At 53.1% G+C, this 14880-nt stretch carries 11 protein-coding genes and 2 CRISPR repeat arrays (1 of these 13 only partly in view); all 11 genes read right to left on the reverse strand.

Annotated features, from left to right (window positions below):
- Nucleotides 1-244: a CRISPR direct-repeat array (repeat unit 29 nt; unit sequence CGGTTTATCCCCGCTGGCGCGGGGAACAC) (it extends 517 nt beyond the left edge of the window).
- A gap of 105 nt (nucleotides 245-349) precedes the next feature.
- The 11 genes from cas2e to cysJ all read right to left on the reverse strand — a co-directional run bounded on the left by cas2e (nucleotide 350) and on the right by cysJ (nucleotide 14825).
- A complete protein-coding gene (gene cas2e / locus IP582_RS20245; protein ID WP_193794259.1) occupies nucleotides 350-634 on the reverse strand; it encodes a type I-E CRISPR-associated endoribonuclease Cas2e in 285 nt (94 codons plus the stop codon).
- Nucleotides 634-1554 carry a type I-E CRISPR-associated endonuclease Cas1e gene (gene cas1e, locus IP582_RS20250; protein ID WP_193794260.1) on the reverse strand — a complete coding sequence of 307 codons (921 nt, stop codon included), beginning with the start codon at nucleotides 1552-1554 and terminating at the stop codon, nucleotides 634-636. The genes cas2e and cas1e overlap by 1 nt, the downstream gene beginning before the upstream one ends.
- A complete protein-coding gene (gene cas6e, locus IP582_RS20255) occupies nucleotides 1551-2201 on the reverse strand; it encodes a type I-E CRISPR-associated protein Cas6/Cse3/CasE (RefSeq protein ID WP_193794261.1) in 651 nt (216 codons plus the stop codon). Before cas6e ends, cas1e begins: the two co-directional genes overlap by 4 nt.
- Nucleotides 2183-2929, reverse strand: coding sequence for a type I-E CRISPR-associated protein Cas5/CasD (gene cas5e, locus IP582_RS20260; RefSeq protein ID WP_193794262.1), 747 nt, complete (start codon nucleotides 2927-2929; stop codon nucleotides 2183-2185). The genes cas6e and cas5e overlap by 19 nt, the downstream gene beginning before the upstream one ends.
- A 9-nt stretch (nucleotides 2930-2938) precedes the next feature.
- Complete coding sequence (gene cas7e / locus IP582_RS20265; protein WP_193794263.1) at nucleotides 2939-3997, reverse strand: type I-E CRISPR-associated protein Cas7/Cse4/CasC; 1059 nt, start codon at nucleotides 3995-3997, stop codon at nucleotides 2939-2941.
- An 11-nt stretch (nucleotides 3998-4008) separates the two neighbouring features.
- Complete coding sequence (gene casB / locus IP582_RS20270) at nucleotides 4009-4563, reverse strand: type I-E CRISPR-associated protein Cse2/CasB (RefSeq protein WP_193794264.1); 555 nt, start codon at nucleotides 4561-4563, stop codon at nucleotides 4009-4011.
- Complete coding sequence (gene casA, locus IP582_RS20275; protein WP_193794265.1) at nucleotides 4560-6116, reverse strand: type I-E CRISPR-associated protein Cse1/CasA; 1557 nt, start codon at nucleotides 6114-6116, stop codon at nucleotides 4560-4562. The genes casB and casA overlap by 4 nt, the downstream gene beginning before the upstream one ends.
- A 495-nt stretch (nucleotides 6117-6611) precedes the next feature.
- Nucleotides 6612-9275 carry a CRISPR-associated helicase Cas3' gene (gene cas3 / locus IP582_RS20280; RefSeq protein ID WP_193794266.1) on the reverse strand — a complete coding sequence of 888 codons (2664 nt, stop codon included), beginning with the start codon at nucleotides 9273-9275 and terminating at the stop codon, nucleotides 6612-6614.
- 255 nt (nucleotides 9276-9530) lie between these two features.
- Nucleotides 9531-10293: direct repeats of the CRISPR family, unit length 28 nt; unit sequence GGTTTATCCCCGCTCACGCGGGGAACAC.
- Nucleotides 10294-10506: 213 nt separating this feature from the next.
- Nucleotides 10507-11241 (reverse strand): phosphoadenosine phosphosulfate reductase, encoded by a 735-nt coding sequence (cysH, locus tag IP582_RS20285; RefSeq protein WP_039077694.1) that lies wholly within the window; start codon nucleotides 11239-11241, stop codon nucleotides 10507-10509.
- A 63-nt stretch (nucleotides 11242-11304) separates the two neighbouring features.
- A complete protein-coding gene (gene cysI, locus IP582_RS20290) occupies nucleotides 11305-13017 on the reverse strand; it encodes an assimilatory sulfite reductase (NADPH) hemoprotein subunit (protein ID WP_193794267.1) in 1713 nt (570 codons plus the stop codon).
- The gene (cysJ, locus tag IP582_RS20295; protein WP_193794268.1) at nucleotides 13017-14825 is read right to left on the reverse strand and encodes an NADPH-dependent assimilatory sulfite reductase flavoprotein subunit; all 1809 of its coding nucleotides are present in this window, start codon (nucleotides 14823-14825) and stop codon (nucleotides 13017-13019) included. The genes cysI and cysJ overlap by 1 nt, the downstream gene beginning before the upstream one ends.
- Nucleotides 14826-14880: the final 55 nt, after the last annotated feature.

Below are 14880 nucleotides of genomic sequence, written 5' to 3' on the forward strand. Positions count from 1 at the left end.
TCTTTATCATTTATAAGAGTGGGAAACTCGATCGGTTTATCCCCGCTGGCGCGGGGAACACATAACAAATTTATGTAACGGCATGGTGTCCTCCGGTTTATCCCCGCTGGCGCGGGGAACACACAAAGGTGCCTGCTTTAATACCGCCCTGGCCCGGTTTATCCCCGCTGGCGCGGGGAACACCATACAAGAGGAACGCCGCCCATGTTGGGAATCGGTTTATCCCCGCTGGCGCGGGGAACACTCTAAAGGCATATAATTGTTTTCTATTATCTTTTTTATGGCGAAACAATCTACCAACATAATAATAACAATCCCTCTTTATTAAAGAACATATAAGTTATTGATTTTAAACAGGAAGAAAAGAAACCAATCTCAGTCCATCCAAATCTACCGGAATACGTCTATTTTCACCCCAGGTTTGAAACTCAAAACCGGACTCTGTATTCGTGGCCCAGGCCATTACCACGTTTCCGACGCCCCCCAATTGTGTAATCTGCTGCCAGATCATCTCCCGTACACGTTTTGAGATATCGCCAACATATACACCGGCCCGGATCTCCAGTAGCCAGATGGCAAGCCGTCCTCGCAGGCGCGGTGGAACATTTTCCGTGACAACAACGACCATACTCATCAACCATGCCCCCGATGCCCGCCATCGCCGAGCAATTGTGGCTCCGGTATTGCTGGCGGCAACATATCTGACGCTGGCTGGGGTGGCTCTATTCCACCCGCCGCGAGCACTTCTTCAATTAAAGGAATGAGTTTTCCGGTAAGCTTCGTACTACGAAAAATATCACGACAGGCCAGTCTGACTTCACGATCGGGTTCAGAGGGCGCTAGAGCGGCGATTTCAAATGCCTTAGGAACGACTGACTCAAACTTGATGATGTCCGCGACGTCATAGACAAATGAAAGAGGTTTGCCGCTATGGATAAAACCAATCGCTGGCGCGTAACCAGCCGCCAGCACCGCGGCTTCAGAAATGCCATAAAGACATGAAGTTGCGGCGCTGATGCACTGGTTTAACACATCGCCTTTTTCCCAGTCTTTAGGATCATAATTACGTCCATGCCACTTCACACCATACTGTTTAGCGAGTAGCGAATAAGTCTGACGGACGCGGGCCCCTTCAATACCGCGCAACTGCTCGACAGAACGACGTGCCGGCGGTGGTTCGCGAAAACGCAATTCATACATTTTTCGCACCACTTTCAGGCGCAAATCATCATCCAGCGCCAGCTTCGCCTGATAAAGCAGCTTATCCGCCCGCGCCCCGCCGGGCTGTCCGGAAGCGTAAACCCGCACTCCCGCTTCCCCAACCCATACCAGTAGCGTACCGACCGTCGAAGCCAGGCGCACCGCTGCATGGGAAACCCGAGTACCCGGCTCCAGCATGATACAGGCCACCGATCCCACCGGAATATGGGTGCGGATCCCCGTCTTATCGATCAACACAAATGCACCATCCAGCACGTCAACCTGCCCGTACTGGAGAAAAATCATCGACGTGCGATCTTTAAGGGGTATCGGACTTAGCGGCACAAATGTCACTCGCCGTCTCCAGGTTTAATCAACATCAAACCACAGCCGAAAGCCCGGCTTTTACCGTATCCCTGAACCAAGCGTTGCAGAAATAACCTGGGATCGTTAACCACCAGCACGCCGGAATAATCCACGCTGCTAAACTGGATCACCTGACGGGACTTCGCTCGTACAACCTGCTGCTGGCGATAGGCATCCACATTCACCTCGCGTAGTGAGAACCCGTTCTGCTCCCCCTGACGCACCAGCCAGTCCTGCGCCACCTGCTGCTGGTGCTGCCAGATATCCGGGCCATTAACCTGTCCCCTTACCTGGCGCTTCGCTTCCATCAATAGATCGTGACGTTTACCGGACTTACAAATCGTTGGGTTAGCGCGCAGGCTAAAACGCAAGGTCTGTCCTGTGCTCAGGGTCGGTGCAAACGGTCGGTATTGAATATCAAAGATCTCACTTTCAGCAGGAGGCTCAAGGGAAAGAACAAAGAAACGAAACGCCCCCTGAAGCTCCTCCCGGCGATAAAGAAACTGCCGCTCCTGCCCACCGGGAAATAACTCCCAAAGCCACTGGTGCATCACATATTCACCGCGATCCACCAGTTGTAATAGCTGTGATGGTGAAAGCTGACTGGTATGCAGCGTTATTTTTGCGAGGTACACGGTTCCTCCTTGATGAACAGCGGTCCTTGGTTAACGGTACGCTCGCCAAACGTCCACTGCTGGCGGCTCATCGGCCTGTCGCGACGACGTAAAACTTTATTGGCTTGCAAACCGTCATGCTCGCCTTCCCACCAGCATTCAGACTGGAGTTTCGCCAGCGGAAGCTTTAGCCTGCTGAAATTATCCCGATACTGTTGATACGCCTCGTTCAATACATCCGGCGCGGCCCCCTCCAGCAACAACGGCGCAAGCGGCAAAGCCAGCGGATGACTTTTTCGCCCCAGATACAGCGGAAATATCGGCTGCTGTAGCGCATCCCGTAATTGCTCCAGCGTATAAGGCGCATCGGGCGTTGACGCGAGCGCCACCATCCACCAGGCGTCAGTGTAATAATCTCGCCGGGAGATAATCGCGCTGAGCAGTTCTGGATCGCTCAATTCTTCACGACGGCTGAAATAACGGGCTTTACGCACCTCTCTCGGCATCTGGACCGTGTGATAGTCTCGCGCCCAACGGGGGTTTTTGCTGGCGCACAGCAGAAAAGAGTAATGCTGATTGAAGGCGTTTAAGCGCGCTTCTTCATCGCGCCGGATACCCAGCGCCGCCGCCAGTAAACCCAGCAGAGCCGAACGCGAGGGCAGCTCGTGGCTATGGCGCACTTCGCCGGGCGCATCTACGCCCCAGGAGGCCATCGGCCCGTGAAGCTGAAAAACCAGATATTGGCTCATAGCCGCCCCTTACGCGCAGATAAAGTCCAGCACGTTCTTCATGCTTCCCTTCCCGCTCACAACATCAAAATCAACGAATTGCGTTTGCTGTTCATAAACCTTATTCATATTTTCACGCAGTTCGGTGATACGTTTTACGGCAACATCAAGCTGATTAGTGCCGTTGATCGGATTGTAAAACGCTGCCGCCAGCGAACGCGGTTGCTCGGTCCCTTTTTCCGCCAGCGTCCAGGACGCATAGGCGCGGCTGGCGAAGCTGTTTTGCTTGCCGGTTGGCGAGACTTTCAGCGCAGCTTCGGTAAACGCGCGCAGCGTTTTGTTCGCCAGCTCTTCATTACCATTCAGGTTTTTGACCAGCAGATCTTTGTCGATGCAGATATAGGTATAAAAAAGCGCAGAGCCAAATCCGGTTTCGCCGAGGTGTCCAGCACCGGCATCTTCCGCAGACGCCTGGCGCAGGTCATCCACGGCGGTAAAGAAGTCATCTTCAATGATTGTTTCACCGACGCCGAAGGCATGCGCAACCTGGCAGGCTGCCTCAACGTTGAACTCCGGTTTATTGGCCAGCATGCGGCCAAACATGGCGATATCGACGGCCATGCGATCGTGGCGCAATAAATTGAGTTCTTCTTCCTGGGGAGCACGCTTTTCTTCCGCCAGACGCTGCGCCAGCGCTTTTACCGCTTCAAATTCTGCCGGGCTGATATGCACCAGTTGCTCGGTTTCGGTGTTAGTCAGCAGATCTTTTGCTTTTTTATCTGCTTTTGCCTTACCTAAGTAATCGGCAATCTTTGCCGCCCACTCGATGGACTTTTTCTCATCAATACCCTTTTCAATGAGGATCTTCGCCGCCTCGCGGGCAATACGTCCGCTACGGATACCAATATTTCCCGCCAACGCCTGCTCAAAAAGTTCGGAAGTTCGCCATGCGCGCTTCAGGCTTTGCGAAGAAACGCGCAGACGCGTCGCGCCGCCGAGCACAACAGTCTTCGGCGAGCCGGTGTCGTCGCGGTTCAGGTTAGCGGCCGGATAAGCGGTGAGTAAATGCAGCTGAATAAATGTGGTCATCTGATAATCTCTTATTGATTGTCGTTGTTGGCTTCACCGGCCTGGTAGTACTCCAGCGCCCAGCGGATACGGATAAATTCAGTCGGCCGCTGCTGGCGGCGGATATGGTTAAGTAGCTCGTTGTTTTCCCGGCACCAGTGGAAGACGTCGTCCGCCAGTGAGGGAAGGTTCACCACGCCATTAAGCAGCCGAACGGCACGCAGTAACTGACGCAGCAGTTCGTCAGGCGTTTTTACCGCAGACAGCCTGGAAAAACGCAGCTCCGACATGACTGGGTTATTGCCGTTCATCTGGCCTAGCTGGACAGCTAACGTCTGGCGTTCATCAATATATTTAACCTGTGCTGCCAGCGCTGCCGTAATAGCGAGGGCAGTAAAACGCCACTCCTCGTTTTCACGTTTCCATAACGTGTGAGTCTGCATCAGCAGGGAACGAAATCCTTCTGACAGGCAGGCTTCATTCACCGTTTTGCTGCGCCGCAGGCTGGCGCGCAGGCCGCGTTTTTCTTGTAATTCAGCATGCCATCGGCGCAGCGTCGCCTTATGGTCGTCCTTCACAATACTCATTCAGTAGCCTCCTGCTTTTTAGCTTTGGCGGCTTTCGCGTTCTGTTTCTCCGCCGATTGGGTGAAATATTTTTTACGCGCCATCATGATGCGTTTGAGATCGGTACTCTCGTAAGGGTTGGTAAAAACGCAGTCATCAAAGTAGCTGCGGGTAAACAGCCAGATATTCGTTTGCCACCGGTTCAGCCTTTCGTCTGCGTTCTGGCCGTTTTCAAGATCGCGAATAAGCTCAAGAAAGCGTCCCTGGGTGAGATGCCAGAAGTCGATATCAATAAAGCTGAAATCTCCGCGATCGCCTTTAGCATCGGAAAACCAGGCCTCTTTCAACGCGCTGCGCAGCAGGCTAAGGTTGCGCGATGCCGTTAGCGCCGCCTTGCGTAGATCGGGAATAATATTTTCGGTTAATAGCAGCGGAAAATGGTGCTCATACCAGCAGCGGGCTTTCATATTGTCGAAATCATAGCCAAAGCCCCACAGCCCGGCTTTTACGTCATTAAGGCTGCGCGCACTGAATGTTGTAACGACTAACGCTGGATATTCGGTGTTATTTTCCGAAGCGCCTTTCTGATTTAAACCCAGCCAGTCGCGCCAGATAAGCCCGCCGGGCTGCGGCTTGACGGAATAACGCTCACTGCCCTCTTTCAGAGGCAGACGATAAGGCGTCAGCGGATGAGTCCATCCCGCGTAATTGACGCCATAATTCTTCACGGTCATCCCGCTAAGTAATTCATCACTTTCGGTTTCACAGAGATCGCAGCGGCCTGAATGGGTCGCGTCAAAATCGATGCGAACGCGTCGCGGCATTCCCCAATAGGCCTGAAGTGGATTCACCTGTTCTGGCGTAGTGACTGCGCTTGCCAGTTCGCTGGTGCGGGTTGGGGCCAGCCAGGGGAAAACCGTTTCATCATACCTTTCAGGCACAGGCATTCCGGCGCTATCCTGCGGCATAATGTTTAGCCACAGCTTGCGCCACAGGGGCGTTTGCCGCTCTCCCTTATATTCCTGTAATTCAATCAGCGTGGTCATCGGCCCGCCGCCGCGCAGGCCGGTACGGTAACCTTTACCACCCGATGGCGCATTTAGCTGCAACGAAAATAGCGCCAGCGCCGCGCAGTGCGGGCAAAAGTGCTCCGTGACGCCGCGCTTAACAAAATGGTCTTTATTAAACTTTGTGGTTTGCGCGCCGGGGATTTCTGGCAGCAGCGAAGCTATTGAGACTTTTTCTCCGCTTAACGCTTCGAAATCCTGCATAAAAGAAGGGGTCTCAGCACCAAACTGAAAGGCTGCCTCCAGAGGTTCCAGCGCTCGCTGAAGCGCATCCTCGCTCAGCCCATCAATCCAGATATCCTCCCAGCGAGAATAGTTTTTCGGTGCAATACTGCATTGCAACAGACCCAGCAGAAACTGCCAGGCCGCACCCTGTAAATCCGCCCGCGCAGCGGCTATATCCACCACGTTTTCATCCGCCAGATTAACCGGCGCCAGCTTGCCCGTAGAGCCGTCTTTTAAACGCACGGGGAGCCAGGGGGTTGTCAGTAAATTTATCGGAAACATACTTTTTCCTTACCTGATGCGCCAATCCCTGGCGCAAAAGTGTTCCTTTCAGTGTTAACGGACTGACAGTTGAAAACTCACTGACAGTTTATTGCCTAGTCGAATCATCAACCGACAGAACAGCCGTTTATACCGGTTGGGTTTTTCTTCCATGACAGACTCCGTACTATTGATAACAATCAAGCCCTGGAAGTATGATCAAGCTGCGAAACGTGATTGGGCTTCAGGGTACCTTTTCTGCTAAGTGGAATGGGTATTCTGATGCTCCATCCACCTGACCCAAAGAATGTTACTCCCACCAATAATAAAAACAATGGTGGTAATAGGTAATAATAAAAATATTCCAAGATTATAAAAATTGAACTGCTAAACTCCCCCCGTTCCATCTGCCAAACAGAGGGATGAACCAGTGGTTATAGGTAACAATACTATTACTTCTGTTCAGTTCCCCGCGTCAGCGGGGATAAGCCCCAGGGCCATACGGCCCCGGGCACTCTAGTGCACCTTACCAATCAACCCTTCATCCGCTGAATATCCACACTGCTCAACCTCCGAAACCACAATCACCACGGCGAACTCCTGATTCTGGTGCTGTTCAATGCACCACTGCCGTAGCATTTCTCCCTCAAGCCTTGCAAACTCGTCTTTGTGTTTTTTCCACCAGCCCTCACGGACCCGCAGCGCGCTCATTTCCCAGGCATGGTTTCCCGGCGCATAAGGCATAACGACCCCATCGATAATTTTCGTAAGCCACAGCGTGATGGATTCTTCGGCAAGTCGTGTGGAGAGTTTTTCCGGCAAAAAATCGCTGCTTTCAGGACTGTAACCCGGCGCAAAGTTGATAATGTTTTGTTTAGCAAATGCCCGATCGCAGTAATACTTTCCTTCCTGCAACTGTTCCGTCTTCGCGAACCCCGCGGGCATATCAACCTCTTCGCCGTAAACAGACTCAATCAGCAACCGGGCAGACTGCGGCATTCGAATTGCCCCCTGTTCGCGCAGTACGCGCTGGGTCAACCACAAGCGACCATGGTCAGGGTAGACGTAAGCGCTATTGCGCATCGTGGCTGAGAGCCAGTCCTCTCGCGGTGTGTCATCCCATTCTGGTGCGAAAATCAGCAGTTCCGGCGCAGCGCGTTCGTCTTGCCCGGAAGCTTTCAGCAAGCCATTGCAATCGCGAATATGGCGCTGTAAACGTCCGGCGCGCTGAATCAATAAATCTACCGGGGCTAAATCGGAGATCATTTCATCCAGGTCAATATCTAAACTTTGCTCAATAACCTGGGTAGCGATCAGCACTTTTCCGGCCCGCTGCGCACTCCCTTTTTTACCAAACTGAGTCAGCGCCTGGTTTTCAATCCGTTGACGATCGTGAAAAGCAAAGCGGCTGTGAAATAGCAGAAGGCTTTCAGCAGGAATAACCTCTCTGGCGAGAAGCTGGCGATATATACCAATCGCGTCATCAACAGAGTTGCGTATCCAGGCAATGCATTTTCCCAGGCTTAAGGCCTGCTCAATGCGTTCAATGCACTCGTGTTCGCTGTGCATCCAGCCAACTTTAACGCTGCGCTCAACTTCTTTACGGGTCTCCACATGTTGAGAAACCACCGCCGAACTCGTCACCTGCGTTAGCCAGGGATAGTCGTCATAGCCCAATAATGGCGCTTCAACCCGGCTCTTTGCGCCCTTAGCAAAAGCGGCAACCAGCCTGTCTCTCTGTTGTTGTGATAGGGTGGCGGAAAGCAAAATAGTGCAGTTGCCATCACTGGCCTGTTTTTCTATCAGGCTCTCCAGAACCCGCGACATGTAGGCATCGCAGGCGTGTATCTCATCAGCGAGCAGGATCTTATTATTCAGCCCTAGTATCCGCAGGTTATTGTGCTTAAACGGCATTACCGCCATCATCGCCTGGTCAAGCGTACCGACGCCGACTTCAGCCAATAGCGCTTTTTTATTACTGTCGGCAAACCAGGCTGCGCAACCCTGACTGAAAGGTTGCTTATCATCGGGCTCTTCGGAACCCGCTAATTCTCCCGTCCAGAGAGATTGAGTGAAGCGGTCCATTAACCCACGCGCGCTGTGCGCCAGCACCAGACTTGGCCGTGAATCCGGTTGATACAGCGCCAGCCAGCTCTCCGACATCCGGTCGAACATAGCATTCGCCGTCGCCATCGTCGGCAGACCAAAATAGAATCCCTGCGCCTTTCCCGCCGCCATCAGGCGATGCGTTAAAATCAACGCGGCCTCTGTTTTTCCGGCGCCCGTGACATCTTCAAGAATAAATAATTGCGGGCCTTCTTTATTAATATCCAGCTCCAGCGCTTTTTGCTGTAAAGGGGTTGGCTGTTGAATAAAGGGAAATAGCGTCGTTATTCCGGAAAAAGGGGCAACGGTAGAAGAAGGAGGGAAAGCAGAAATCGCGAGTTTCGCTTTAACCAGCGCATGCTGTTGCCAATATTCATTGATACATAGTGGCTTAGCGATTCGGGGGAAATGTTGGGTTGAAGAACCAACCCAATCTGCCAGGACGATGACTGCGGAAATAAGCCATGACAAATGTTTAAAGAGAGCAATACCCTCATCGTCATCCCAAAATTCGGGAATCTCAACCAGTGGGAATAATGATTTAATCCTGGCAAGAAAATCACGGGCTGCTTCTTTATCCTGCTGGCGGAAATTTTTCAGTTCCGTTACTGACGAAGGTGGTCGCCCATGATGCCCTGTCGTAAGCGGCATCCAAAGCGCAATAGCGCGCTTCAGTTTACGGGCTGCAAGAGAAGAGTTGGGAAAAAGCTCAGGAAACTCACTAAGGTAATTATCCCAGAGCCAGTAGCCTAATGTTGCATGAGGGATTTTTTCATAACGCTCTATATATTCGTCATGTAAATTCAAGTCATTATGGATGTAAATCTGCTGAAAAGAGTGGGCGAATTTTCCGATATCATGCCAGCATAATAACCAGGCAAAAAACTGCGCGGCCTTGTTCTTATCATGGAGTCCTACTTTTTGAAGATAATCAGCAGCGCCATAGACATTGCATTGCACCATCCAGTAACCAACAGCAGCAACATCCAATGAGTGCCAGCACAACAAGTGGTATTCATCTCCACCATTTTTATTTCCTCGACTGGTCTTCCCCCAATAATTAAATATTGTCAAGCGATGTCCCTTATCCAACTGTTATCGATACATACTGCGCTTTTTATAAAGTATATTTTGTGATTTAAATCACCAGAAGGTTACATATATAAATTTTGTATTTGTTACCATGAAAATGATTTAACAGGCAATATCTCTTATAAGTTCAGTATCTATTATAACTTTCTTAGTTTATAGAGATGCAATGAAACCGTCGGATAATATCTGCCCATAAAGAAAATATTAATGATAACGAGCTATTTTTATCGGGCATAAAGAGTTATCCCCGCTCGCGCGGGGAACACAATGCGTCGCGCTGCTCAGTCACTGCTACCAGCGGTTTATCCCCGCTCACGCGGGGAACACGACAAGGGCCAGCATTTTTTAAGGCTGGGGGTAGCGGTTTATCCCCGCTCACGCGGGGAACACTGCCGTGTACGACATGTCAACCTGCAGGGCCAAGGTTTATCCCCGCTCACGCGGGGAACACTTCAGGAACTTTTACTGCTTTTGCGCCAAACACGGTTTATCCCCGCTCACGCGGGGAACACCCGATGGTTTATCAGCAGGATCGTGCCGGTAACGGTTTATCCCCGCTCACGCGGGGAACACTGCGATAGACCATGCAAATGCACCTCCAGTACCGGTTTATCCCCGCTCACGCGGGGAACACTTTGTTGCGATAAAACCTATTACAGCAAGCAACGGTTTATCCCCGCTCACGCGGGGAACACTGCTCCATCGCCTTCGTAAACTCAGGTACAGTCGGTTTATCCCCGCTCACGCGGGGAACACGCGCGGACCGCTTTCTCAGCCTTGCCGCCATCCGGTTTATCCCCGCTCACGCGGGGAACACTTTTTCGGTACGATTTGATTGCTTGAGAAGTCCGGTTTATCCCCGCTCACGCGGGGAACACTCCTGCACCAACCACTCCAACAGAACCTTCCGCGGTTTATCCCCGCTCACGCGGGGAACACAGCCTTTGGAAGAGATATAACAATAGAGATCGCGGTTTATCCCCGCTCACGCGGGGAACACTCTAAACGTAACTCATTAAATTTAAACAGTAATTACCACTCCCAAAATTCTACCAACATTTCCGTATTTTTTAAGATCGGTAATTCTTTGATTTTACTTATTAAAGAAAACCACGCCACGTACAAACTCTCATTTCACCAACGTATAACCCATAAAAAAACGCCCGGTAGTTAGCCGGGCGCTTGTCTTATCTATTTATTGAAAAGCCAAAAATCAGCCTTCGTGCAGTCCGCACTCGCGTTTCAGGCCGAAGAAGCGGGTGTCCTCTTCTGCCATGCCCGGTTCCCATTTACGGGTGGTGTGCGTATCGCCCACAGACAGATAGCCTTCATCCCATAGCGGATGATATTTCAGGCCGTGTTTTTGCAGGTACTGATACACCGTCCGGTTATCCCAGTCGATGATCGGCAGCACTTTGAAAACACCGCGCTGAATATCCAGCACCGGCAGGTTGGCACGGCTACTGGACTGCTCACGACGCAGGCCTGCAAACCATGTCCGGGCGTTCAGTTCTTTCAGCGCCCGGTTCATCGGCTCAACTTTGTTGATGTCGTTGTATTTTTCAATACCCTCAACGCCCTGCTCCCACAGCTTGCCGTAGCGCGCTTCCTGCCAGGCAGGGCTTTGCGGTGCACGGTAAATCTGCAGATTCAGGCCGAGCTTCTCGGTCAGCTCATCAATAAACTGATAGGTTTCCGGGAACAGATAACCTGTGTCCGTCAGGATAACCGGAATGTTCGGGCGCACCTGATTCACCAGATGCAGGCTCACCGCCGCCTGGATACCAAAACTGGACGACAGCACATACTCACCCGGCAGATTTTCCAGCGCCCAGGCCACGCGTTCCTCTGCGGTTTGCGCTTCCAGTTGGGCGTTAGCCTCCGCCAGCGCCAGCGTGCGGTCGTCCTTCGACAGAGCATTCAGGGCAGATAGATCGAGTACGGACATAATTACCTCTCGTATGTTTACTTCCTTCACCCCTCCCTAAGGAGAGGGGGAAGGCAAGGAAGCTTAATCCCAGAGATCGCGCGCCGGGTCGAGCACCGGGCGGATAATGCCCGCACGGATGGTGAAATCACCGAACCCTTCACCCGCTTCGCGCTCTTTCGCCCAGCGCCCTACCAGCTCATCGAGCGAGGCAATGATTTCTGGCTCGGTAATGTTCTCTTTGAACATGCGCGGGATGCGCGTACCGATGCGGTTACCGCCCAAATGCAGGTTATAGCGACCAGGCGCTTTTCCCACCAGGCCCACTTCCGCCAGCATCGCGCGGCCACAACCGTTCGGGCAACCCGTCACACGCGTCACGATGTGCTCATCACTCAAACCATGCTTCGCCATCACCTCTTCCACTTTATCGATAAACGACGGCAGGAAGCGCTCTGCTTCGGCCATCGCCAGCGGACAGGTCGGGAATGACACGCAGGCCATCGAATTTTCACGCTGCGGCGTTACGGCATCCATCAGGCCGCTCTGGCGTGCGATTTTTTCGATTTTCGCCTTCTGGCTATCCGGCACACCGGCAATGATCAGGTTCTGGTTTGCCGTAATACGGAACTCGCCTGTATGGATCTTCGCGATCTCCAGCAGACCCGTTTTCAGCGGACGTCCCGGATAATCGAGAATACGACCGTTTTCAATAAACAGCGTCAGATGCCACTTATTATCGATCCCTTTCACCCAGCCAATGCGATCGCCGCGCCCGGTAAATTCATACGGACGAATCGGTTCGAATTTGATACCAGCGCGACGCTCAACTTCCGCTTTGAAGGTCTCAACACCCACACGTTCCAGCGTATATTTGGTCTTCGCGTTTTTACGATCGGTACGGTTACCCCAGTCGCGCTGAGTGGTGACAACGGCTTCGGCAACCGCCAGCGTATGCTCAACCGGCAGATACCCAAACTCGCTCGCCGTGCGGGCATAGGTTTTCTTATTACCGTGCTCGATGGACAGACCACCGCCCACCAGCAGGTTAAAGCCCACCAGCTTGCCGTTTTCCGCGACCGCGACAAAGTTCATGTCGTTGGCGTGCAGATCGATATCGTTCTGCGGCGGGATCACGACCGTAGTTTTAAACTTACGCGGCAGATAGGTCTGACCGAGGATAGGCTCTTCATCGGTGGTCGCCACTTTTTCCTGATCGAGCCAGATCTCTGCGTAAGCGCGGGTACGCGGCAACAGATGTTCAGAGATCTTCTTCGCCCACTCATAGGCTTCGGCGTGCAATTCTGACTCGTACGGGTTGGAGGTACACAACACGTTACGGTTCATGTCGTTAGCGGTCGCCAGGGCGTCCAGACCAACGGAGTGCAGCATCTGGTGTACCGGTTTCACGTTCTTTTTCAGAATGCCGTGGAACTGGAACGTCTGACGGTTGGTCAGGCGGATACTGCCGTAAATGGTGTTCTCAGCGGCGAACTTATCAATCGCCTGCCACTGTTTGGTGGTGATCACGCCTCCCGGCAGGCGGCAGCGCAGCAGCATCGCATGACGCGGCTCCAGCTTCTGTGCAGCACGCTCAGCGCGAATATCACGATCATCCTGCTGGTACATGCCGTGGAAACGGATCAGCAGAAAGTTGTCACCTTTAAAGCCGCCGGTCAGCCCGTCGTTAAGATCTTCCGCAATGGTCCCGCGCAGATAGTTGCTTTCCAGCTTCATGCGCTCGGCGTCTGTCAGTTTACCTTCGACCACCAGTGGGCCTGGATGTTTTTCACTCATTAGTAGACATCTCGCTGGTAACGGCGCTCTACGCGCAGCTCACTTAAATATTCGTCCGCCGCTTCGGCGTCCATCGCGCCAAATTCGGCAATCACGTCCAGTAAAGCCTGCTCAACGTCCTTCGCCATGCGATTCGCGTCGCCGCAGACATAAATGTGCGCACCGTCATTAATCCAGCGCCACAGTTCCGCGCCTTGCTGACGCAGTTTGTCTTGTACGTATACTTTTTCTTTTTGGTCACGCGACCAGGCCAGATCGATACGGTTCAGCACGCCTTCTTTGACGTAACGCTGCCACTCAACCTGGTAGAGGAAATCTTCCGTAAAGTGCGGGTTGCCGAAGAACAGCCAGTTTTTACCTTCTGCCCCGTCTGCCGCTCGCTGTTGCATAAAGGCGCGGAACGGTGCGATACCAGTACCCGGCCCAATCATGATGACCGGCGTTTCCGGGTTGGCAGGCAGACGGAAGTTATCGTTATGTTCGATGAACACACGTACTTCGCCCTCTTCTTCCACGCGATCGGCGAGGAAGCTCGACGCCCCACCCGCGCGCGCGCGGCCTTCAATGTCATAGCGCACCACACCGACAGTGACGTGCACTTCGGTTTCCACTTCCGCCTGCGAAGAGGCGATGGAGTAGAGGCGCGGCGTCAGCGGGCGCAGCAGGCCAATCAGCGCAGTGGCGTCCAGTTGTGCCGGGGAGAAACGCACCATATCCACAATCGGCGTGGTCGCCGCATAGTGCTGTAATTTGGCCTTATCGCCCACCAGCGGCAACAGTGATTCGCTGCGGGTCAGAGTGGCATAGTTTTCCACGATGTTGCCGGTGTTGACCGTCAGCTCGAAATGCCACTGTAATGCTTCGGACAGCGGCAGGGTTTTGCCGTCGACGCTGACCGGTTCATCTCCTTTAAGCCACAGCAGCTCAACCAGCTCTTTCACCAGTGCCGGATCGTTCTGATACCACACGCCCAGCGCGTCGCCCGGCTGATAGCGCAGGCCGGAATCGCCCAGATCGATTTCGATATGACGCACGTCTTTTTCTGAGTCACGGCCCGTGATTTTTTGATTCACTGAGAGCGTCGCGGTCAGCGGTTCTTCTTTCGTATAAGGGCTGGAGAAAACCTCATTCACCGCCCCCGTTGCCGTCACAGCGGCCTGGGCCGGTGTCTCTTTCGGGACTCGTGCTTTCAGTACTTCAACTACACGCGCGCGCCATTCAGCGGCGGCAGCCTGGAACTCAACGTCTGCGTCGACGCGATCCAGCAGGCGCTCGGCACCCAGTTCAGCCAGTTTGCTGTCAAAATCTTTACCTGCCTGGCAGAAAAATTCATAAGACGTGTCGCCAAGCCCCAGCACGGCGAAAGCAGTGCCATCAAGCTTCGGTGCTTTTTTCGAGAACAGGAACTTATGTAACGCAACGGCCTCTTCCGGTGGCTCACCTTCCCCTTGTGTGGAAGCAACAACAATCAGCAGTTTTTCGTTAGCGATTTGTTTGAATTTATAGTCGCCCGCGCTCACCAGTTTGACGTTGAGTTTCGCCGCCAGCAGATCGTCACGCAGTGCTTCCGCAACGCGACGGGCATTACCGGTTTGCGAGGCGGAAAGTAGCGTAATGGTCGGGGTCTCGGCCGCCGCAGGTGTTGCCGTTGCAACTGCCGCACCGGGTTGCTGGTTCAGCACGCCCCAAAAATAGCCGGAAACCCAGGCAAGCTGGGTGGGAGTTAAATCGGTTGTGACCGCCTGAAGGCGTGCCAGTTGCTCCGGGTTCAGCGGAAGCAAAGCGGAAGGTGGGACCTGAGTCGTCATGCGTCGTTATGTTCCAGTAAGCAAAAGCTGCTTATACGCCCTGTCAGCGCCATAA

The organism is Citrobacter sp. BDA59-3, from assembly GCF_015167655.1.
Lineage (GTDB): Bacteria > Pseudomonadota > Gammaproteobacteria > Enterobacterales > Enterobacteriaceae > Phytobacter > Phytobacter diazotrophicus.